The organism is Sulfuricystis thermophila (genome assembly GCF_004323595.1).
In the GTDB taxonomy this organism is placed as follows: domain Bacteria; phylum Pseudomonadota; class Gammaproteobacteria; order Burkholderiales; family Rhodocyclaceae; genus Sulfuricystis; species Sulfuricystis thermophila.
In genome coordinates this window covers 2333450-2353174 of sequence record NZ_AP019373.1, presented here as the reverse complement: position 1 = coordinate 2353174, position 19725 = coordinate 2333450, and the positions used below count along the sequence as shown (strand labels likewise).

The window sequence follows — 19725 nt, the reverse complement described above, 5'->3', positions numbered from 1 at the left end:
TGCGGCGCAGTCGATGGTGACGATGGGGCGGTTGCCGGCGGAGTTGTTGCACTGTCGCTTGGTCGGGGAGGAGTCGGTGATGCGGTTTGCAGTGGTTCTTTCTGAGCGGCAGGAGGCGCCGACGCGGCAAGGCTGTCGGGAGTCTGCCGCGCTGTTGCAGATGAGGGGTAGCCGTTAGGGCTGGGCTTACTGACAAACCGCCTTTGGGTTGCAGCTGCCAATAGAAATAGGCACCGATTGCCACGGTTGCAAGCAGGGTGCCGATGCCGACACTGATGGCAAAACCGCGGCCCACGGGAGAATTCGTCTGTTTGGCGGCGAACAGGTTCTGCGCTCTCGATCGGTCGGCATCCGTCATAGCTTTGCTGCTCGCGGGAGATGGTCGCGGGGCCGAGCCGCGTGCCGCCGTGGCTTTTGCAGAGGGGGGAGGGGCGCTGAAAAACTGTTCATCCAGCTCTTCCATCCGTTTGGGCAATTCCGGCAGCCTGCCACCATCGTTGGCGTGCTGGCTGGCAGCGCCCGTCATCTTCGGCTCGTCCGGCAAAGGTTCGAGCGCCAGCCCATCATGTTGCTGGTCGGCTGGTATTCGGCCGCCTGCTTCGGCCTGCTGTTTTTGCTGCTCCGCCTTGCGGAGCGCATCCATCAACAAACTCACTGACGGTCACCCCATGTGCTCGTGGGCAGCTGCGGTTGAGGGGGGCCGAGGTTGCCCTTCTCGAAAAAGTCCTTGGCCGGGAGCAGGTGGCGATAATCGCCATAATCTCCCTGCAAGCTGGCATCCTTGATGATGACAGGACGTAAGAAGACCACCAGCTCGGTTTTCTTGCGCGTATCGTTCCGTTGCTGGAACAGCGGCCCGAACAGGGGCAGGCCGGAGAGTGCAGGCAGCCCCTGGTTCTTGTAATCGAGCTTGTCTTCCATCAGGCCGCCCATCACGGCGATGTTGCCGCTCTCGATGCGCAGTACGGACTCCATCTCGCGCGTGCGGATCACCGGGATCAGACTGTCGATGTTCAGGTCCGGGTTGGGATCTTTCACGGCATCGACGATGCTGGTGATCGAGGGGCGGACATTCAGTGTGATGGTATTGCCGTCGCTGATCTGCGGCGTGACGGCCATCACGAAACCGACGGCAACGGTTTGCGGCGTCGTCGTGATCGCCTTGACTGGCGCCGAACCGCTGACGCCGGCCGCGACATCCGACTTGACGGTGAAATACACGTTGTTGGTCACCACACGCAGCAGCGCGGTCTGGTTGTTCAGCACGGAAAGTTTAGGGCTGGAGAGTATTTTGACGTTGCCATAGTCTTCGAGCAACTTGATTGTCGCCTGGAACGTGCCGCTGCGGCGAGTGCTCTGCAGGGTGATCAAGCCAGTGGCGGCCTGGGCAACCATATTGCCATCGATCGCACCAGCTGCCGCCAGGCTGCGACTGAGCAGCCGCCAGTCGATGCCCTGCTGGTAATTGTCGGAGAGCTCGACTTCGGCGACGGTCGCTTCGATGAGCACTTGGCGTTGGGCGGCGCTCATCACCTGATCGAGGAATTCCCGCACTTTTTCATGCTGACGGCTGGTGGCGCGAACGGTGATGATGCCGGTTTCGGGGTTGGTGATCACGGAGGCCGCTTCGCGGAAGGTGCTGCGGCGCGTGACGGTCACCCCGCTTTGCTGCAACGATGCCGGATTGGGACTGATGGCCAGATTTGGCGCGGCGTTGCCGCGGGTGGGCGGTGGAGGCGCCCCAGTGCCCGTCGTCGTTTGCTCATCGAGGCGCTCGATGACCGTCTCGCTCGATCCGGCTGGCAAGATCTTGTCGGTCTCGCGCAGGATGTCCTTGATGTTGGCCTCCAGGGTTTCCCAGAAGCGGTTTTGGGTCTTGTTTTCGATCTTGGTCTGGGAGTTATTGCCCTGGCTGATGGTCGTCGCCGTGGCTGTCCCGGTTGCCGCTGCGCCGATTTGCGAATTGACGATGACCGTGCTGTTGGTATCCCGCTGCATGTTCACGTAGTCGACCTTGTAGGTGCGCAGGAAAGGGGTGTCAGGCATGACCACCAGATTCGGGCCGTCGAGCTCCCAGCGGATGTCGACTTGTTTCGCGATGCGGTTGAGGAGCTGTTGCAGCGTCTGGTCGATCGCATTCAGCGTCACCGTGCCCTCGATGCCGGGATGGATGTCAACATTGAGTTTCGCATCGCGCGCCAGGGCGAACAGGAGCTCCTGCACCCGCACGTTGTTGACGACCACGCTGTAGGTTTCAGTCTTGGCGGTGGGTTTCGGCTTCGGCAGGGCGAGGGTCTGCCTCACGGGCGGGGGAATCTGTGCCGTCCCGCCAGCGCCGACTTTCTCCGCGCGCAGATGACTTTCTCCCGGTGGCTGGATCGGGGCGTTGCTGCAGGCCGCGAGCGACAGTGCGAGCAGGGCGATCGAAAAGGGTTTTTTCATGGCCGGTGCGAGCGGGAATGGAGGATTCCAATGATCCTAGCATCGGCAGGGGGATGGGCAAGCATCTGAATATCCTCAGAGATCAGTCTTTGTTCATGGTCTTGCCTGGCAATTTCAGCCGGAGTGCCTGACGAGGGTAGGGGTGATAACGCTTCGCCTCGGGTGGCAGTGCATTCAGAACATTGACGGCTTCCTGGCGCGAAACATAATCTCCATACAGGATGCCATAACGTGGTTTGTCGCCGCTGGTCAAACGATAAACCCGCACCTGCCCCATCTCCAGACCGGCATTGCGGATGTTTGCCAGAAAGGATTCCACCTGAGCAGGATCGTTGGCGTCGATGGCCGTGAACAATTGGATGAACCAGCGATTGTCGGCCACCGTCTCGAGCCAGGGACGGCTCTCTTCCAGCAGCTTGTCGAGCAAGGGCGTTGCGCTGGCGTTTTCGGGTACTGCGGGAGCCTCGGGTGGCGGGGGCGGTTCGACGGCTTGCGGGGGGCTGGGCGGTGCAGCCGGTTCGCTGGGGCGGGTGGCGAATAGCCAAATGCCAACCAGGGTGAGCATCGTGACCGCTCCGCCGGCTGCCCAGAGCAGTGCGCCAGGAGTACTGGAACGGCGCACCGGCTTGGGCAGTTCGGAGAACTCGGCATCACGGATGGCGGCTTCGATTTCCTGGCCGTCCACTTGATGGCTGCCATTGGCAAAGGAGGCCAGCAGCGCCTTGTCGGCGAGAATGTTGATGCGTCGCGTCAGCCCGGCGGAGGCCTTGGCGATATGCCTGACCGCTTCCGGTGTGAAGACGCTCGGGCCGCGGTAGCCGGCGGCACGCATGCGGAAATCGAGATATTCCGCGATGTCGGCCTGGACGAGGGGTTCGAGGCGGAAATTGTGCGTGATCCGTTCGCGCAGCTGGCGCATGTCTGGCCGTGCCAGTGTGACATCGAGCTCGGGCTGGCCGAACAGCACCAGTTGCAGCAGCTTGTGACGGTTCGATTCGAGGTTCGACAGCAGGCGAATCTCCTCCAGCGTGTCGACGGGCATTGCATGCGCCTCGTCGATCAGCACGACGACCTGCTTGCCCTCGGCATAGAGCTCGACCAGTTTTTCCTGCAGGGCGCGCATCACCGTCGCGGGTCGGCTGTTGTCGAGAGGCGGAATGCCGAGTTCGTCGGCCAACGCATAGAGAATGTCCTCGCGCGAGAGGGAGGGGTTGGCGAGATAGATGACGACGACGCTGGCCGGCAGGCGCTCCATCAGCACGCGGCAGAGCATCGTCTTGCCGCTGCCCACCTCGCCGCTGATCTTGACGATGCCCTCGTCGTGGGTGATCGCATACAGCAGCGCTTCCAGCGTCGCGCCGCGGTTGGCGCCGGAAAAGAAGAAATCGGTGTGCGGCGTGATGCGGAAAGGTGGTTCGTTCAGGCCATAGTGTTCGAGATACATTGCGCGGATCAGCGGTGAGGCGATGGATCGTTGGACCGTTCGCGGGCAAGCGTGTCGATGCGGTTGTACAGCGTGGTACGGTTGATGCCGAGCAGCCGCGCGGCCTGGCTGATGTTGCCGTTCGCCAGCCGGCGAGCGGCCTCGATATAGGCATCCTCCCAGCCCAGCAGCAGGGCATCGAGACTGAACCTGCCCGACTGTTCCATCAGGGTGCGGCAAGCGCTCTCGATCATCGCTTCCCGGTCGGCCGAGGGGGGAGCGAGCTGGTGCGGATCGAATTCCTCGGCGAGCGTGGCGGCGTCAATGGTTTGGCCGGGGTGGCGGGCAGCGAGACGGATGACGATATTGCGCAGTTCGCGCACGTTGCCGGGGAAATCGTAGCCAAGCCAGAGTCGTTCGGCCTCGGCATTCAGCGTAAAGGGTGGCTGGTCGAGCTGTGCCGCGATCTGGCAGCGGAAGTGATCGAGCAGGATCAGTCTGTCGTGGCCCAGCTCCCGGAGCGGTGGCAGTGAGATGGTGAACACGGACAAACGATGGTAGAGGTCGGCGCGGAAGCGACCTTGACGGACCTCGTTTTTCAGATCGCGGTTGGTGGCAGCGATCACCCGCGCCAGCGAACGGCGCGCCTGGGTTTCGCCGACGCGCTGATACTCGCCGTTTTCGAGCACGCGCAGCAGCTTCGGTTGCAGTTCGAGGGGCAGCTCACCCACTTCGTCGAGCAGCAATGTGCCGCTGCCGGCGTCCTCGAAAAAGCCGCTGCGGGCGCCGGCCGAGCCCGTGAATGCACCCTTGGCATGGCCGAACAGCGCCGCCTCGACGAGCGTCGGCGCGATCGCCGCGCAATTGACGGTCACATAGGGTTGAGATTTGCGCGCCGACAGATTGTGCAAGGCGGCAGCAGCCAGCTCCTTGCCGCTGCCGGACTCGCCTTCGATCAGCACCGGATAAGGCGCATCGGCATATTGTCGCAATTGCAGGCGTAATTTCTGCATCGGCGGGCTGTCGCCGAGCAGCGGCACTTCACTGCCGGCCAGGGAATCCGCGGGGATTTCGACGAGCCGTAACAGCATGGTGCGCAAGCGGTCGGGGGCGATGGGCTTGGCGACGAATTCCAGGGCCCCCAGCGCGCGGGCGTGGCGGGCATTGGCGCTGTCATTCTGGCCGGAGAGGACGACGATGCGGATGCGCGGTGCGCTGGCGACCAATTCGCTGATCAGCGCGAAACCTTCCTCCGGTCGATGCGGAGCTGGTGGTAGGCCGAGGTCGACGAGCGCCAGTTCCGGTGGCTGCGTCTGTGCTTTCACCCATTGCATCGCCTGGCCGCGATCTCCCACCACCGTGACCCGGAAGTCCTGCTCCAGATAAAACCCCAAGGTTTCGGCAATCAACGGATCGTCATCGACGATCAGCAGGGAGGGATGGCTGCCGTTCGAGTGGCTCATAACAAGCAATCTTACCCTCATCGTTCGGCTATTGATGAAAAACCTGTTTCATGACGGCCATGACGGCCGATCTGGTTGCCGAAGCCTGCCAACGTCAGCATACAGGACGCACGTATATAATCCACGGCTAATTTTTTCGCATCGATTGCCCGTGACCGCAGATCCCCCCGTTCTGATTCGCGATCTCAATTTCGCCTATGACCGCCGTCCGGTCCTGACCGGGATCAACATGACGATCCCGCGCGGGGCGGTGGTGGCCATCATGGGCTTGTCGGGTTGTGGCAAGACGACCACTTTGCGGCTGATCGGTGGCCAGCTCAAACCCACCTCCGGCGAGGTGCGCGTCGCCGGCCAGGTGGTCCATGAGCTCGACGATGACGGTCTTTACCGTCTGCGCCGTCGCATGGGCATGTTGTTCCAGTTCGGCGCACTGTTTACCGATCTGTCGGTTTACGACAACGTGGCCTTCCAGCTGCGTGAGCACACCGACCTGCCCGAAGACCTGATCCACGATCTGGTGCTGATGAAGCTCAACGCCGTGGGCTTGCGCGGAGCCCATCACCTGATGCCCGCCGAGCTCTCGGGCGGTATGGCGCGGCGGGTGGCGCTGGCGCGGGCGATCGCGCTCGACCCGCTCTTGATCATGTACGACGAGCCGTTTGCCGGCCTCGACCCGATCTCGCTGTCGATCATCGGCGAGCTGATCCGCAAGCTCAACGATGCGCTTGGCATCAGTTCGATCGTCGTCACGCACGACATCCAGGAATCGCTGAAAATCGTCGATTACGTCTACTTCATGGCGGATGGCAAGGTGGTCGCCGAGGGTACTGCCGAAGACATCCGCAATTCCAAGGAGCCGTTCGTGCATCAGTTCATCTGGGGCGAGCCGGACGGGCCTGTCAATTTCCACTATCCTGCTCGACCTTATGGGGAAGAATTGATGGAGCAACCGAACCGACCGAGGCCGTGGTGGACATGAAGCCGTTCGAGTTTTTGCGCCGCCTCGGCCATTTCGTCACCGACCGCCTCTGGCGGCTGGGTTTCGCCAGCCGTTTCCTGTTGATGACCGTGCTCTATTCCGGCACGGCGATGAGGCGTCTGCACCTGACGATCCGCGAGATCTATTTCACCGGGGTGCTCTCTCTGATCATCATCCTCGTCTCGGGCCTGTTCGTCGGCATGGTGCTCGGCCTGCAAGGCTACGACACTTTACAGCGCTACGGGTCGAGCGAGGCGCTGGGTGTGCTCGTCGCGCTTTCGCTGGTACGCGAACTGGGGCCCGTGGTCGCCGCCCTGCTGTTCGCCAGCCGCGCCGGGAGTGCGATCACCGCCGAGATCGGCCTGATGAAGGCGACCGAGCAGCTCTCGGCGATGGAGATGATGGCCGTCAACCCGATCGCGCGCGTCGTCGCGCCGCGCTTCTGGGCCGGCGTGGTGTCGATGCCGCTCCTTGCCGCGCTGTTTTCCGCAATGGGTATCTTCGGCGGCTATCTGGTGGGCGTGCAGTTGATCGGCGTCGATGCGGGCTCGTTCTGGTCACAGATGCAGGCCGCCGTCGATTTTCGACAGGACATCATGAACGGTGTCATCAAGAGCGCCGTGTTCGGGGCGATCATTTCCTGGATCGCCGTATTCGAGGGTTATGACTGCGAACCGACCGCCGAAGGGGTTTCCGGGGCGACCACGCGCACCGTGGTGACCTCCTCGCTGGCCATCCTGGCCGCCGATTTCGTTTTGACTGCTTTCATGTTCAGAGGTGAGTGATGAATCGAGCCACGATCGATCTCTGGGTGGGGATTTTCGTTGCATTGGGCCTCGGCGCCCTGTTGTTTTTGGCCCTCAAAGCCGGCAACCTGACCGCCACGGACGTCGGTGAGACCTACGCCTTGCAGGCGCGCTTTGATAACATCGGGGGGCTCAAGGTGCGCGCGCCGGTGAAGAGCGCCGGCGTGGTGGTCGGGCGTGTCGGCGAGATTCGTTTCGATACCGAAACCTACACGGCACTGGTCGGCTTGAACATCGACAAGCGCTACCAGTTTCCACGCGATACGTTCGCGACCATCAACACCTCGGGGCTCTTGGGCGAGCAGTATGTCGGTTTCGAGCCCGGCGGCGACAGCGAGATGCTCAAGCCGGGCGAGATGGTGAAGAAAACGCAGTCGGCGATGGTGCTGGAAAAGCTGATCAGCCAGTTCATGTTCAACAAGGCGGCGGAAGACGAAGGCAAGAAATGACTCAGAGCTTGTGAAAAAATTCGTCGCGAGCGCAGCCAGGTTGGGGGAGGCCGGAGCGCAGCCACCGGAATGTATAAGGAAATACATGAGGATGGCGAGCACCGCCCGACCCCAAGATGGCAAGCGCAGCAGAATTTTCACAAGCTCTCACCGAGAGGGATGCATGATGCCAACAACAAACCTTACCCGTTTCAGAAAGCTGCTTGGCGTGGCCGTCGTAGCCGGGTTGCTGACCGGTTGCGCCACTTCGGGCAATCCGAAGGATCCGATCGAGGGCTTCAACCGGGCGATGTTCGCCTTCAACGATGGCCTCGATACCGTGCTGATCAAGCCGGTCGCCAAAGGCTATGATGCCGTGCTGCCGGCACCGGTACGCACCGGCGTGACGAATTTCTTCGGCAACATCGCCGACCTGTTCATCGGCGTCAACAATCTCCTCCAGGGCAAGCCGGATCAGGCGCTCTCCGACTTCGGGCGGGTCGTGATCAACAGCACGATCGGTATCCTCGGTCTGTTCGACGTGGCGACCGAGGCCGGTCTGGAGAAGCACGAAGAGGATTTCGGTCAGACCTTCGGCCGCTGGGGCGTGGGCGATGGCGCCTACGTCGTGATCCCGTTCTTCGGTCCGCGCACGGTGCGCGATACCGTCGGCTTGGTGCTCGACGTCAAGGCCGATCCAGTCGCCAACCTGAGCGATGTCGCAACGCGCAATTCCTTGCTGGCCCTGCGGGTGATCGACAACCGCGCCGATCTCTTGCCGGCCGACAAGGTGATCGAGGAAGCCGCGCTCGACAAATACAGTTATATCCGCGATGGCTACCTGCAGCGTCGCCGCAACCTGATCCATGACGGCAATCCGCCGCGCGATCTCGAAAACTAAGACTCGTTTCAGCAAGGAATGACGATGAAATACCTGTTGGGTCTATTGACCGCCTTCCTCTTTTCCTTCCCTGTGGCTGCCGCCGAAATGGCACCGGACGTGCTCGTCAAGACGGTGACCAACGAGGTTCTGGAAACCGTGCGCCAGGACAAGGAGATTCGCAACGGCAATTCGAAAAAGGTCCTCGAGCTGGTCGAGACGAAGATCCTGCCGCATTTCAATTTCTATCGCATGACGCAGCTGGCGCTCGGGCGCGAAGGCCGTCAGGCGACTGCCGAGCAGATGAAGGTGCTGGTCGATGAGTTCCGCACCCTGCTGGTGCGTACCTATTCCAAGGCGCTCACCGAGTACCGCGATCAGGAGATCGTCTTCAAGCCTTTCAAGATGGCACCGACCGATACCGACGTGCGTGTGCGCACCGAGGTCAAGCAATCCGGCGGCAAGCCGGTGACGATCGACTACTACCTCGAAAAGGGCAGCAACGGCTGGAAGGTCTATGACATCGAGGTTGCCGGCGCCAGCCTGGTGACGAACTACCGTTCGACGTTCGCCCAAGAAATCCAGAAGGGCGGGGTCGATGGCCTGATCAAGAGTCTGCAGGAGAAGAACAAGACGGGCGAAGCCGTCGCCGCCAAAACCAAATGAACGCACGCATCGAACGCACGGACGCGGGCGCCATCATCCATGGCGACATGACGCTGGAGAACGCCACCGCCTTGTTCGCTGCAGGTGTCGGCGCTGTGAAGCAGGGGACGACGCATTTCGATCTTTCCGGCGTCGGGGCGATCGACTCTTCCGGTCTGGCGGTGCTGTTCGGTTGGCTGCGTACCGCCCAGGCGGAGGGACGAAAGGTGACGATCGCCCATCCGCCACCCAGTTTGCGCAGCCTCGCCGAGGTCTATGGCGTCGTTGATCTGCTGCCGCTTTCTTGAGAGCTTGTGAAAAATTCTGCTGCGCTTGCCATCTTGGGGTCGGGCGGTGCTCGCCAACCTCATGTATGTCCATATACATTCCGGTGGCTGCGCGCCGGCCTCCCCCAACCTGGCTGCGCTCGCGACGAATTTTTTCACAAGCTCTGAGTCCTCTCCTACACTTTTTGATTCGAAGCCATGTTGTTACCCGAACAGATCGAAAGCTGGATCCGCGCCGGCTTGGAATGCGAGCGAGTCTCCGTCGCTGGTGATGGGCGGCATTTCGAAGCGCTGATCGTCAGCCCGCTATTCGACGGCCTGAGTCGCGTTGCGCGCCAGCAGCGCGTCAATGCGGTGCTGCGCGAGCATTTCGAGAGCGAAGCTCTGCACGCGCTGTCGATGCGCTGCCTGACGCCGGAAGAATTCGCCGCGGCTTCCCGTGGATAAGCTGCTGATCGAGGGGGGCGTGCCCCTCAACGGCGAAATCGCCATTTCCGGCGCGAAGAATGCCGCCCTGCCGCTGATGTGCGCGGCGCTGCTCACAAGCGAGCCGGTCACGCTGACCAACGTGCCGGAGCTCAACGACGTCGCCACGATGCTGAAACTCCTGGCGCAGATGGGCGTGAAGATCAGCCGCGAAAAAACCGGCGCTGGCGGAATTGAAAACGTCCCGCCGGGCGCCGACTCGCCTCGTAAAGTCGGCGCTGGCGGAATTGAAAACGTCCCGCCGGGCGCCGACTCGCCTCGTAAAGTCGGCGCTGGCGGGACGGCACCCCTCACCGTGACCCTCGATGCCTCGGGTCTCGACAATCCGGTCGCACCCTACGAGCTCGTCAAGACGATGCGCGCTTCGGTGCTGGTGCTGGGACCCCTGATTGCCCGTTACGGCGAGGCGCGTGTCTCATTGCCCGGCGGCTGCGCGATCGGGGCGCGACCGGTCGATCAGCACCTCAAAGGGCTGGCGGCGATGGGGGCCGAGATCGCCGTCGAGCAGGGCTATGTCCACGCCAGGGCCACCCGCCTCAAAGGCGCGCGGTTATTTACCGACATGGTCACGGTGACTGGCACCGAAAACCTGATGATGGCCGCCTGCCTCGCGGAAGGCGAAACGGTGATCGAGAATGCCGCGCGCGAGCCCGAGGTGGTCGATCTGGCGAATTGCCTGATCGCGATGGGCGCGCGCATCTCCGGCGCCGGCAGCGACGTGATCCGCATCCAGGGCGTCGAGCGTTTGCACGGTACGACGCATCGGATCATGCCGGACCGTATCGAGACCGGCACCTATCTGTGTGCCGCGGCGGCCACCGGCGGCCGGGTGCGCCTGACCGGCACCTCGGCCAGCACGCTCGATGCCGTGATCGACAAGCTGATGGACGCCGGCTGTGAGATCGTGCTGGAACGCGATGCGATCCGTCTCGCCGCCCCGCGCCGCCTCAAGGCAGTGAGCATCCGCACCGCCCCCTATCCGGCGTTTCCGACCGACATGCAGGCGCAATTCATGGCGATCGACGCCATTGCGGACGGTACCGCGGTGATCCGCGAAACGATCTTCGAAAACCGCTTCATGCACGCGGTCGAGTTGATCCGCCTCGGCGCGGACATCCGCATCGACGGCAACACCGCCTTCGTCCAGGGCGTCGAGCGGCTCACCGGCGCGACCGTGATGGCGACCGACCTGCGCGCCTCGGCCAGCCTCGTCATCGCCGGACTTGCGGCGCATGGCGAGACGCTGGTCGACCGCATCTACCATCTCGACCGCGGCTACGAGCGCATCGAAGAGAAACTCACCGCGCTGGGTGCGCGGGTGCGGCGGGTCAAATGATTGCAGCGGGTAGAATCGGCCCATGATCACCATCGCCCTTTCCAAAGGTCGCATCTTCGACGAGACCTTGCCGCTGCTCGCCGCTGCCGGCATCGTGCCGGAAGAAAATCCGGAACACTCGCGCAAGCTCATCATTGCCACCTCGCGCGCCGATGTGCGCGTCGTCATCGTGCGCGCCTCCGACGTGCCGACCTATGTGCAGTATGGCGCGGCCGATCTCGGCATCGCCGGCAAGGACGTGCTGCTCGAACATGGTGGCGCGGGGCTTTACCAGCCACTCGATCTGAAGATCGCCAAATGCCGCATGTGTGTGGCCGTGCCGGCCGGCTTCGATTATGCATCCGCGGTGCGTCGCGGCGCGCGTCTCAAGGTGGCGACCAAATACCTCAACACCGCGCGCGAGCACTTCGCCGCGAAGGGCGTGCATGTCGATCTGATCAAGCTCTACGGCTCGATGGAACTCGCCCCGCTGGCGGGCCTCGCCGACGCGATCGTCGACCTCGTCTCTTCCGGCGGCACGCTCAAGGCCAACGATCTGGTCGAGGTCGAAGAGATCATGCCGATTTCTTCGCGCCTCATCGTCAATCAGGCCAGCCTGAAAATGAAACGCGGCCTGCTCACCCCCGTCATCGACGCCTTCGAGAGGGCCATCCCATGAGCCAGACCGTTCGTCGTCTTTCCAGCCGTGATCCCGAGTTTCTGTCGACGCTCGACGCGCTGCTCGCCTTCGACAACTCCACCGATGAAGCGATCGAGCGCACCGTCGCCGAGGTGCTCGCCAATGTGCGCACCGTTGGCGATGCCGCGGTGCTCGACTACACGCGCCGCTTCGATCGTCTCGATGCAAAGACCATGACCGAGCTGGAGCTGCCCCTGGGCGAACTTGCCGCTGCTCACAACGCGCTGCCGGCCGATCAGCGCGAGGCGCTCAGTCGGGCGGCAAGCCGCATCCGCAGCTATCACGAGCGGCAGAAGATCGATTCCTGGGAATACACCGAAGCCGACGGCACGCGGCTTGGCCAGCAGGTGACGCCGCTCGACCGTGTTGGTCTCTATGTGCCGGGCGGCAAGGCGGCGTATCCCAGCTCGGTGCTGATGAATGCGATCCCCGCCAAGGTCGCCGGCGTCAAGGAACTGATCATGGTGGTGCCGACCCCGGGCGGCCAGAAAAATCCGCTCGTGCTCGCCGCTGCGTATCTGGCAGGGGTGGATCGCGTGTTTACGATCGGCGGCGCGCAGGCCGTCGCGGCGCTGGCCTACGGCACGCAGACGATTCCGCAGGTCGACAAGATCGTCGGCCCCGGCAACGCCTATGTCGCCAGCGCCAAGCGCCGCGTTTTCGGCACGGTGGGCATCGACATGGTCGCCGGCCCTTCCGAGGTGCTGGTGATCAGCGACGGTTCAGGTGATCCGGAGTGGACGGCGATCGATCTCTTCGCCCAGGCCGAGCACGACGAGCTCGCCCAGTCGATCCTGCTCTGTCCGGACGCCGCTTATCTCGATCGGGTGGCCGCGGCGATCGAGCGGCTGTTGCCAACGATGCCGCGGAAGGAGACGATTGCCGCTTCGCTCCAAGGGCGTGGTGCGCTGATCGAGGTGACCGATCTCGACGAAGCCTGCGTCATCGCCAACCGCATCGCGCCAGAGCATCTGGAGCTCGCCGTCGAAGACCCGCGGGCGTTGTTGCCGAAGATCCGTCACGCCGGCGCGATCTTCCTTGGCCACTACTGCTCGGAATCGCTCGGCGACTATTGCGCCGGGCCGAACCACGTGCTGCCGACCTCGCGCAGTGCGCGCTTTTCCTCGCCGCTGGGCGTCTACGACTTCCAAAAGCGTTCCAGCATCATCGAGGTGTCACAAGCCGGCGCGCAGACGCTCGGTCCCATTGCCGCGACGCTGGCGCACGGCGAGGGGCTGACAGCGCACGCCCGCGCAGCGGAATTGCGCATCAAACGCTGACGGTTTCGCTGACGATTTCCTTGAGCGCCGCGATCAGCGTCGCGCATTGTTCGTCGGTACCGACCGTGATGCGCAGAAACTGATCGATGCGCGGCTGGCGGAAGTGGCGCACGATGATGCTGCGCTCGCGCAGCGCCTGCGCCAGCCGTTCCGCGTCGTGGCGCGGGTGGCGAGTGAAAACGAAATTCGCCATCGATGGCAGCACCTCGAAGCCGAGCGTTTCCAGTTCCGCGGTGAGGAATGCGCGGGTGCGCATCACCGCCTGGCGGGTCTGATCGAACCATACCCGGTCCTCGATCGCTGCGGTCGCGCCGGCGAGCGCAATACGGTCGAGCGGATAGGAATTGAAACTGTTCTTCACACGGTTCAAGGCCTCGATCAGTTCGGGCTGGCCGATCGCGAAGCCGACGCGTAAGCCCGCGAGCGACCGGGACTTGGAGAGCGTCTGCACCACCAGCAGGTTGTTGTGGTGCTTGACGAGCGGAACTGCCGACTCGCCGCCGAAATCGATATAGGCTTCATCGATGACGATCACGGCATCCGGGTTCGCTTCGGCGAGTGTGGCGATCTCGCTGCGTGGCAGGACGCGGCCAGTCGGCGCATTCGGGTTGGGGAAGATGATGCCGCCGTTGGGCTGGCGGTAGTCGGCGACATGGAGTGCGAAGTGCTCGTCGAGCGGCACGGTACGGTAGTCGATGCCGTAAAGGCCGCAATAGACCGGGTAGAAGCTGTAGGTGATGTCGGGAAACAGGATCGGCCGATCGTGCTTCAGCAGCGCGAGGAAGATGAGCGCCAGCACCTCGTCCGAACCGTTGCCGACGAACACCTGCTGGATCGAGAGATCGCCGAAGAATTGCGCGATCGCCTCGCGTAGCCGCACGCCCTCGGGGTCAGGGTAGAGTCGCAAGGAATCATTGATCTCGGCCTGCATCGCGGCCAGCGCCTTGGGACTCGGTCCGTAAGGGTTTTCGTTGGTGTTGAGCTTGACGAGGTTGGCAAGCTTGGGCTGTTCGCCCGGCACGTAAGGTTGCAAGGCGCGGACGGTCGGGCTCCAGAATCGGCTCATGATGGGGCGGAAAGCGTCGGAATATGCGGCGGAATGGTATTATGCCTTGCACTCGATCCGATTGCCGACACGCAATGCGCTCTGCCGAAATCTCCCGCGACACGCTGGAAACCCGCGTCCGCGTCCAGCTCGATCTGGACGGTAGCGGGCGATCGACGCTTTCGACCGGCGTCGGCTTTTTCGACCACATGCTCGACCAGATCGCCCGCCATGGCCTGATCGATCTGACGGTCGAAGCGCAGGGCGATTTGCACATCGATGCCCATCACACCGTCGAGGACGTCGGCATCACGCTCGGCCAGGCGCTGGCGCAGGCGCTCGGCGACAAGAAAGGGCTGACCCGTTACGGCCATGCCTATGTGCCGCTCGATGAGGCGCTCGCGCGTGTCGTCGTCGATCTCTCAGGACGGCCGGGACTCGTGTTCAATGTCGATTTCACGCGCGCCCGCATCGGCGAGTTCGATGTCGATCTGATGCGCGAATTCTTCCAGGCGCTCGTCAATCATGCCGGCATCACCGTGCACATCGATGTCTTGCGCGGCGTGAATGCGCACCACCAGGCCGAAGCGGTCTTCAAGGCCTTCGCGCGCGCCCTGCGCATGGCCGTGAGCCAAGACCCGCGCGCGGCGGGCCACGTTCCTTCGACCAAGGGAAGTCTCTAAGCCTGTTTTTTTGTGTCATGCCGATGAAAACCGTCGCAATCGTCGATTACGGCATGGGTAACCTGCGTTCGGTCGCCAAGGCGGTCGAGCATGTCGCACCCGATGCGTCCGTCGTCGTCACCGCCGACCCGGCGGTGGTGAAGACGGCTGGCCGCATCATCGTGCCCGGTCAGGGCGCGATGCCAGACTGCATGCGTGAATTGAAAGCGCGTGGGCTCGCCGAGGCCGTCGTCGAGGCCGCCGCGGAAAAGCCTTTTCTCGGCATCTGCATCGGCCTGCAGATGTTGTTCGAACACAGCGAGGAGGGTGATGTCGCCGGTCTGGGAATTTTTCCCGGCCAGGTGCGCCGCTTTCCCGAGGCCGCGATGCACGATGCGGCGGGCGCGCGCCTCAAGGTGCCACACATGGGCTGGAACCAGGTGCATCAGACGGTGCCGCATCCGCTCTGGAGCGGCATTGACGACGACACGCGCTTTTATTTCGTGCATAGTTACTACGTTGAGCCGGCAACCCCCGAATTGATCGCCGGCGCGACGCACTACGGCATCACATTTACCAGCGCCTGCGCGCGCGCTAACATTTTTGCCGTGCAGTTCCACCCGGAAAAGAGCGCGACTGCCGGCTTGCAGCTCCTCGAAAATTTCATGTCCTGGAATCCCTGATTTCCCATCGAGTTTCCATCATGTTGCTGATACCCGCGATCGATCTGAAGGACGGACATTGCGTGCGCCTCAAGCAGGGCGTCATGGACGATGCCACGGTGTTTTCCGAAGATCCGGCCGCGATGGCGCGCCACTGGATCGACGAAGGCGCGCGTCGTCTCCATCTCGTGGATCTCAATGGCGCCTTTGCCGGCAAGCCGAAAAACGAACCGGCGATCAAGGCGATCCTCAAGGAGGTGGGCGATGAGATACCGGTGCAGTTGGGCGGTGGCATCCGTGATCTCGACACCATCGAGCGCTGTCTCGACGACGGCATCAGCTACATCATCATCGGCACGGCCGCGGTGAAGAACCCCGGCTTCCTGCACGACGCCTGCGTGGCTTTTCCCGGTCACATCATCGTCGGGCTGGACGCCAAGGACGGCAAGGTGGCCGTCGACGGCTGGTCGAAGATGACCGGGCACGATGTGATCGATCTGGCGCGGAAATTCGAGGACTATGGCGTCGAAGCGGTGATCTACACCGACATCGGCCGCGATGGCATGCTCACCGGGCCGAACATCGATGCGACCGTCAAGCTCGCCCGGGCGCTGAAGATCCCGGTCATCGCCAGCGGCGGCATTTCCAGCCTGCATGACATCAAGGCGCTGTGCGCGGTGGCCGACGAGGGCATCATGGGCGCGATCACCGGGCGCGCGATCTACGAAGGCAAACTCGATTTCCGCAAGGCGCAGGCCGAGGCGGACAAGTGCGCTTCTCGATAGTGCCGTCCCGCCAGCGCCGACTCTACCCATGCTCGCCAAGCGCATCATTCCCTGCCTCGACGTCAATGCCGGCCGTGTCGTCAAGGGCGTCAACTTCGTCGCCTTGCGCGACGCCGGTGATCCGGTCGAGATCGCGCGCCGCTATGACGAGCAAGGGGCGGATGAGATCACCTTTCTCGACATCACCGCGAGTTCCGATCAGCGCGACATCATCCTGCACATCGTCGAGGCCTGCGCGGAGCAGGTGTTCATTCCGCTCACCGTCGGTGGCGGCGTGCGCAAGGTCGAGGACGTGCGGCGGCTGTTGAACGCCGGCGCCGACAAGGTGAGCATCAATACCGCCGCGGTGCAAAATCCGCAGCTCATCAATGATGCCGCCGCGAAGGTCGGCAGCCAATGCATCGTCGTCGCGATCGACGCCAAACAGACCGCGCCCGGCAAGTGGGAGGTGTTCACGCACGGCGGGCGCAACAACACGCATCTCGATGCGATCGAATGGGCGAGACGGGTGGCGGACTTGGGCGCCGGCGAGATTCTGCTCACCAGCATGGACCGCGATGGCACGAAAAACGGCTTCGATCTGGCGCTCACGCGCGCGGTGGCCGATGCGGTGCCGATTCCGGTGATCGCCAGCGGCGGTGTGGGCAACCTGCAGCATCTCGCCGACGGCGTGACACAGGGCCGTGCCGATGCGGTGCTGGCGGCGAGCATTTTCCATTACGGCGAATACACCGTGCGGCAGGCCAAGGAATTCATGCGCGCCCAGGGAATCGAGGTGCGGCTGTAGGCCGTAATGTGGAGATGCGGCTGTAGGCCGCATTGCGAGGTGAGACGGTGACCTGCAAGTGGTTGAACGAAATCAAATGGGACGATCAGGGCCTCGTGCCGGTGATCGCTCAGGACGCCGAAAGCGGCGAGGTGCTGATGTTCGCCTGGATGAACCGCGAGGCGTTGGAGAAGACCGCCGCGACGGGGCAGGCCATCTATTGGTCGCGCTCGCGCCGCAAGCTCTGGCACAAGGGCGAAGAATCCGGCCATTTCCAGAAAGTGGTCGAGATTCGCACCGACTGCGACAACGACGTGGTGCTGTTGAAAGTCGAGCAGGTCGGCGGCATTGCCTGCCATACCGGGCGCAAGAGCTGTTTCTTCCAGCGGCTCGAAGACGGTTGCTGGACGCCGGTCGATCCAGTGCTGAAAGACCCCAAGGAGATTTACAAGTGATCGATCTCGAAGTCATCCATCGTGTGCAGCAAACCCTGGAGGCGCGCAAGGGTGCAGCGCCGGACACCTCCTATGTCGCCAGCCTGTATGCCAAGGGCACCGACGCGATCTGCAAGAAGGTTGCCGAAGAAGCTGCCGAAACCATCATGGCGGCCAAGGACGGCGATCATCTGCATCTGGTGCGCGAAACCTGCGATCTGTGGTTCCACAGCCTGGTGCTGCTCGCGCATTTCGGCCTGTCGGTCGATGACGTGATGGCCGAATTCCGCCGCCGCGAGGGCATTTCCGGGATCGACGAGAAAGCCAGCCGGGAGAAATGAAATGAGCGACGACTGCATCTTCTGCAAGATCGTGCGGGGTGAGATTCCCTGCAAGAAGGTCTATGAGGACGAGGATCTCCTAGCCTTCCACGACATCCACCCGCAGGCACCGGTGCATTTCATGGTGATCCCGAAGCGGCACATCGCCTCGCTCGCCGATGCCACGCCAGAGGATGCGCCGCTGCTGGGCAAGCTGTTCGCCAAGCTCGGGGAACTGGCGAGAAGCCAGGGGTTGACGGACGGCTTTCGCACCCTCGTGAACACCGGCAGGATTGGTCGACAGGAGGTGTATCATCTTCACGTCCATGTCGTGGGGGGCCCCGAACCTCTGGGGCCGATGCTGCCGCGCAAATAATCGAAGGAGAGAGTGATGGGAACCTGGAGTATTTGGCACTGGCTGATCGTTTTGGTCATCGTGATGCTGGTTTTCGGCACCAAGAAGCTGCGCAACATCGGCCAGGATCTCGGTGGCGCGGTCAAGGGCTTCAAGGAGGGCATGAAGGAAGGCACCTCTGCGGATGCGCCCAAGCAGGTCGAACAGCAAGCCGGCGCGACGATCGAGGGTGAGGCACGCAAGGAACAGACCAAATCCTGAGTGGCCGTGAAAATTCTGCTGCGCGTGCCGTTCCGCCAGCGCCGATTTTCTAACTTGTCGCCGTGTTCGATATCGGTTTTTCCGAGCTGATGGTGATCGCCCTGGTGGGACTGATCGTCATCGGGCCGGAGCGCCTGCCGCGCGTGGCGCGCACCGTCGGCCATCTGCTCGGTCGCCTGCAGCGCTATGTCAGCGATGTGAAAAGCGACATCAGCCGCGAGATGCAGCTCGAAGACCTGAAGCGCCTGCAGGCCCAGGTGGCGGAACAGGCGCGTTCGCTCGAACGGCAGGTCAATGAGCAGCTGAAGACCGTCGAGACCGAGCTCAACCAGTCGATTCTCGATTCGGCCGCCAAGAACGCGGTGGATGAATCGGTCGAAGCGGCGAAACCCTTCACACCGCCCTTGCCCGCCGAATCGTCTACCCCGACGACAGCGAGCGATACGCCGAAACCACCCCCGGCCGCCTGATGGAAGACAGCCAGGAAACCTTCATATCCCATCTGGTCGAGCTGCGCGACCGGCTGATCCGCGCCCTGATCGCGGTGGGCATCGTCTTCCTCGCCCTCGTCAATTGGGCGCGTGACATCTACACGGTGCTGGCCGCGCCGATGTTGGCGGCTTTACCGGAAGGCGGCCACATGATCGCCACCGATGTCGCCGGCGCATTTTTCGTGCCGATGAAGGTGACGCTGATGGTCGCCTTCCTGATCGCGCTGCCCTATGTGCTCTACCAGGCCTGGGCCTTCGTCGCGCCAGGGCTCTACCAGCATGAGAAGAAACTCGCGCTGCCGTTGCTGCTGGCCAGCGTCGTGCTGTTTTTCATCGGCATGAGCTTCGCCTATTTCATCGTCTTCCCGACCGTGTTCGGCTTTATCAACAAGTTCGCGCCGGAAGGCGTCGCGGTGATGACCGACATCGACAAATATCTTTCGTTCGTGCTGACGACCTTCCTCGCCTTCGGCGTGACCTTCGAAGTACCGGTGGTGGTGATCGTGCTGGTGCGCGTCGGTTTGGTGAGCATCGAGAAGCTGAAAGAAATCCGCCCCTATGTGATCGTCGGCTGCTTCGTCGTCGGCGCGATCTTCACGCCGCCGGACGTGCTCTCGCAATTCATGCTCGCCGTGCCGATGTGGCTGCTCTATGAGCTCGGCATCATCTTCGCGCGCTTCATCGGCAAGCCGGCGGAAGCGGAAACCCAAACGGATGCCAACGCCCTGCGGCCTCTCGACGAGGCGGCGATGAATGCCGAACTCGACAAGGCGGAGGCGGAATCCGCCGCGAACCGCGAACGTCCATAGC

General features: G+C 62.8%; 25 protein-coding genes. 21 read left to right on the top strand and 4 right to left on the bottom strand.

From position 1 onward, the window contains the following. Positions 1–502 precede the first annotated feature (502 nt). Complete coding sequence (locus M52SOB_RS13965; RefSeq protein WP_172601831.1) at positions 503–658, top strand: hypothetical protein; 156 nt, start codon at positions 503–505, stop codon at positions 656–658. Here the strand turns inward: M52SOB_RS13965 and M52SOB_RS11860 are convergent. From M52SOB_RS11860 to M52SOB_RS11850, 3 genes are all read right to left on the bottom strand, one after another. Then, positions 652–2442, bottom strand: a complete 1791-nt coding sequence (locus M52SOB_RS11860; protein WP_131112001.1) for a secretin N-terminal domain-containing protein — start codon at positions 2440–2442, stop codon at positions 652–654. The two genes, M52SOB_RS13965 and M52SOB_RS11860, sit on opposite strands and share 7 nt — an antisense overlap. A gap of 82 nt (positions 2443–2524) precedes the next feature. Beyond that, positions 2525–3886 (bottom strand): ExeA family protein, encoded by a 1362-nt coding sequence (locus M52SOB_RS11855; protein ID WP_131112000.1) that lies wholly within the window; start codon positions 3884–3886, stop codon positions 2525–2527. Between the two features lie 8 nt (positions 3887–3894). Next, the gene (locus M52SOB_RS11850) at positions 3895–5328 is read right to left on the bottom strand and encodes a sigma-54-dependent transcriptional regulator (protein ID WP_131111999.1); all 1434 of its coding nucleotides are present in this window, start codon (positions 5326–5328) and stop codon (positions 3895–3897) included. 151 nt (positions 5329–5479) lie between these two features. On the opposite strand from M52SOB_RS11850, the gene M52SOB_RS11845 reads away from it, so the two are divergent. The 10 genes from M52SOB_RS11845 to hisD all read left to right on the top strand — a co-directional run bounded on the left by M52SOB_RS11845 (position 5480) and on the right by hisD (position 13134). Continuing rightward, entirely contained in the window at positions 5480–6307 is an 828-nt protein-coding gene (locus M52SOB_RS11845) for an ABC transporter ATP-binding protein (protein WP_284155101.1), read from the top strand. Continuing rightward, entirely contained in the window at positions 6304–7092 is a 789-nt protein-coding gene (mlaE, locus tag M52SOB_RS11840) for a lipid asymmetry maintenance ABC transporter permease subunit MlaE (RefSeq protein WP_131111997.1), read from the top strand. Before M52SOB_RS11845 ends, mlaE begins: the two co-directional genes overlap by 4 nt. Continuing rightward, positions 7092–7562: an outer membrane lipid asymmetry maintenance protein MlaD gene (gene mlaD / locus M52SOB_RS11835; RefSeq protein WP_131111996.1), complete on the top strand. Its 471-nt coding sequence runs from the start codon at positions 7092–7094 to the stop codon at positions 7560–7562. Before mlaE ends, mlaD begins: the two co-directional genes overlap by 1 nt. Positions 7563–7725: 163 nt before the next feature. Next, on the top strand, positions 7726–8442 hold the full coding sequence (locus tag M52SOB_RS11830) for an MlaA family lipoprotein (protein ID WP_131111995.1): 717 nt from the start codon (positions 7726–7728) through the stop codon (positions 8440–8442). A gap of 18 nt (positions 8443–8460) precedes the next feature. Then, a complete protein-coding gene (locus M52SOB_RS11825) occupies positions 8461–9087 on the top strand; it encodes an MlaC/ttg2D family ABC transporter substrate-binding protein (RefSeq protein ID WP_131111994.1) in 627 nt (208 codons plus the stop codon). Beyond that, entirely contained in the window at positions 9084–9374 is a 291-nt protein-coding gene (locus tag M52SOB_RS11820) for an STAS domain-containing protein (protein WP_284155100.1), read from the top strand. The genes M52SOB_RS11825 and M52SOB_RS11820 overlap by 4 nt, the downstream gene beginning before the upstream one ends. A gap of 177 nt (positions 9375–9551) precedes the next feature. Further along, positions 9552–9800 carry a BolA family protein gene (locus M52SOB_RS11815; RefSeq protein WP_131111993.1) on the top strand — a complete coding sequence of 83 codons (249 nt, stop codon included), beginning with the start codon at positions 9552–9554 and terminating at the stop codon, positions 9798–9800. Next, the gene (gene murA / locus M52SOB_RS11805; protein WP_284155099.1) at positions 9793–11175 is read left to right on the top strand and encodes a UDP-N-acetylglucosamine 1-carboxyvinyltransferase; all 1383 of its coding nucleotides are present in this window, start codon (positions 9793–9795) and stop codon (positions 11173–11175) included. The genes M52SOB_RS11815 and murA overlap by 8 nt, the downstream gene beginning before the upstream one ends. Positions 11176–11197: 22 nt before the next feature. Then, on the top strand, positions 11198–11833 hold the full coding sequence (gene hisG, locus M52SOB_RS11800) for an ATP phosphoribosyltransferase (protein WP_131111992.1): 636 nt from the start codon (positions 11198–11200) through the stop codon (positions 11831–11833). Continuing rightward, a complete protein-coding gene (hisD, locus tag M52SOB_RS11795) occupies positions 11830–13134 on the top strand; it encodes a histidinol dehydrogenase (RefSeq protein WP_131111991.1) in 1305 nt (434 codons plus the stop codon). Before hisG ends, hisD begins: the two co-directional genes overlap by 4 nt. Here hisD and hisC read toward each other — a convergent pair. After that, entirely contained in the window at positions 13124–14200 is a 1077-nt protein-coding gene (gene hisC, locus M52SOB_RS11790) for a histidinol-phosphate transaminase (protein WP_131111990.1), read from the bottom strand. The genes hisD and hisC overlap by 11 nt on opposite strands. A 74-nt stretch (positions 14201–14274) precedes the next feature. Between hisC and hisB the strand changes: the two genes are divergently transcribed. The 10 genes from hisB to tatC all read left to right on the top strand — a co-directional run bounded on the left by hisB (position 14275) and on the right by tatC (position 19724). Next, positions 14275–14862 (top strand): imidazoleglycerol-phosphate dehydratase HisB, encoded by a 588-nt coding sequence (hisB, locus tag M52SOB_RS11785; protein WP_131111989.1) that lies wholly within the window; start codon positions 14275–14277, stop codon positions 14860–14862. A gap of 23 nt (positions 14863–14885) precedes the next feature. Continuing rightward, positions 14886–15524, top strand: coding sequence for an imidazole glycerol phosphate synthase subunit HisH (hisH, locus tag M52SOB_RS11780; RefSeq protein ID WP_131111988.1), 639 nt, complete (start codon positions 14886–14888; stop codon positions 15522–15524). A gap of 20 nt (positions 15525–15544) precedes the next feature. Beyond that, positions 15545–16288: a 1-(5-phosphoribosyl)-5-[(5-phosphoribosylamino)methylideneamino]imidazole-4-carboxamide isomerase gene (gene hisA, locus M52SOB_RS11775; protein WP_131111987.1), complete on the top strand. Its 744-nt coding sequence runs from the start codon at positions 15545–15547 to the stop codon at positions 16286–16288. 28 nt (positions 16289–16316) lie between these two features. Continuing rightward, the gene (hisF, locus tag M52SOB_RS11770; RefSeq protein ID WP_131111986.1) at positions 16317–17075 is read left to right on the top strand and encodes an imidazole glycerol phosphate synthase subunit HisF; all 759 of its coding nucleotides are present in this window, start codon (positions 16317–16319) and stop codon (positions 17073–17075) included. Positions 17076–17122: 47 nt separating this feature from the next. After that, positions 17123–17509 (top strand): phosphoribosyl-AMP cyclohydrolase, encoded by a 387-nt coding sequence (hisI, locus tag M52SOB_RS11765; protein ID WP_131111985.1) that lies wholly within the window; start codon positions 17123–17125, stop codon positions 17507–17509. Further along, complete coding sequence (locus M52SOB_RS11760; RefSeq protein ID WP_131111984.1) at positions 17506–17829, top strand: phosphoribosyl-ATP diphosphatase; 324 nt, start codon at positions 17506–17508, stop codon at positions 17827–17829. The genes hisI and M52SOB_RS11760 overlap by 4 nt, the downstream gene beginning before the upstream one ends. 1 nt (position 17830) lies before the next feature. Then, the gene (locus M52SOB_RS11755; protein ID WP_131111983.1) at positions 17831–18184 is read left to right on the top strand and encodes a histidine triad nucleotide-binding protein; all 354 of its coding nucleotides are present in this window, start codon (positions 17831–17833) and stop codon (positions 18182–18184) included. A 15-nt stretch (positions 18185–18199) separates the two neighbouring features. Continuing rightward, entirely contained in the window at positions 18200–18424 is a 225-nt protein-coding gene (gene tatA, locus M52SOB_RS11750) for a Sec-independent protein translocase subunit TatA (protein WP_131111982.1), read from the top strand. A 62-nt stretch (positions 18425–18486) separates the two neighbouring features. Further along, positions 18487–18894, top strand: coding sequence for a Sec-independent protein translocase protein TatB (gene tatB, locus M52SOB_RS11745; RefSeq protein WP_131111981.1), 408 nt, complete (start codon positions 18487–18489; stop codon positions 18892–18894). Beyond that, the gene (tatC, locus tag M52SOB_RS11740; protein WP_131111980.1) at positions 18894–19724 is read left to right on the top strand and encodes a twin-arginine translocase subunit TatC; all 831 of its coding nucleotides are present in this window, start codon (positions 18894–18896) and stop codon (positions 19722–19724) included. Before tatB ends, tatC begins: the two co-directional genes overlap by 1 nt. The last annotated feature ends 1 nt before the right edge of the window (position 19725 follow it).

Coding starts and splice junctions, on each gene's coding strand:
- M52SOB_RS11860 (WP_131112001.1), bottom strand. CDS start 2,442: ATGAAAAAACCCTTTTCGATCGCCCTGCTCGCACTGTCGCTCGCGGCC.
- M52SOB_RS11855 (WP_131112000.1), bottom strand. CDS start 3,886: ATGTATCTCGAACACTATGGCCTGAACGAACCACCTTTCCGCATCACG.
- M52SOB_RS11850 (WP_131111999.1), bottom strand. CDS start 5,328: ATGAGCCACTCGAACGGCAGCCATCCCTCCCTGCTGATCGTCGATGAC.
- mlaE (WP_131111997.1), top strand. CDS start 6,304: ATGAAGCCGTTCGAGTTTTTGCGCCGCCTCGGCCATTTCGTCACCGAC.
- mlaD (WP_131111996.1), top strand. CDS start 7,092: ATGAATCGAGCCACGATCGATCTCTGGGTGGGGATTTTCGTTGCATTG.
- M52SOB_RS11830 (WP_131111995.1), top strand. CDS start 7,726: ATGATGCCAACAACAAACCTTACCCGTTTCAGAAAGCTGCTTGGCGTG.
- M52SOB_RS11825 (WP_131111994.1), top strand. CDS start 8,461: ATGACGATGAAATACCTGTTGGGTCTATTGACCGCCTTCCTCTTTTCC.
- M52SOB_RS11820 (WP_284155100.1), top strand. CDS start 9,084: ATGAACGCACGCATCGAACGCACGGACGCGGGCGCCATCATCCATGGC.
- M52SOB_RS11815 (WP_131111993.1), top strand. CDS start 9,552: ATGTTGTTACCCGAACAGATCGAAAGCTGGATCCGCGCCGGCTTGGAA.
- hisG (WP_131111992.1), top strand. CDS start 11,198: ATGATCACCATCGCCCTTTCCAAAGGTCGCATCTTCGACGAGACCTTG.
- hisD (WP_131111991.1), top strand. CDS start 11,830: ATGAGCCAGACCGTTCGTCGTCTTTCCAGCCGTGATCCCGAGTTTCTG.
- hisC (WP_131111990.1), bottom strand. CDS start 14,200: ATGAGCCGATTCTGGAGCCCGACCGTCCGCGCCTTGCAACCTTACGTG.
- hisB (WP_131111989.1), top strand. CDS start 14,275: ATGCGCTCTGCCGAAATCTCCCGCGACACGCTGGAAACCCGCGTCCGC.
- hisH (WP_131111988.1), top strand. CDS start 14,886: ATGAAAACCGTCGCAATCGTCGATTACGGCATGGGTAACCTGCGTTCG.
- hisA (WP_131111987.1), top strand. CDS start 15,545: ATGTTGCTGATACCCGCGATCGATCTGAAGGACGGACATTGCGTGCGC.
- hisF (WP_131111986.1), top strand. CDS start 16,317: ATGCTCGCCAAGCGCATCATTCCCTGCCTCGACGTCAATGCCGGCCGT.
- M52SOB_RS11755 (WP_131111983.1), top strand. CDS start 17,831: ATGAGCGACGACTGCATCTTCTGCAAGATCGTGCGGGGTGAGATTCCC.
- tatA (WP_131111982.1), top strand. CDS start 18,200: ATGGGAACCTGGAGTATTTGGCACTGGCTGATCGTTTTGGTCATCGTG.
- tatC (WP_131111980.1), top strand. CDS start 18,894: ATGGAAGACAGCCAGGAAACCTTCATATCCCATCTGGTCGAGCTGCGC.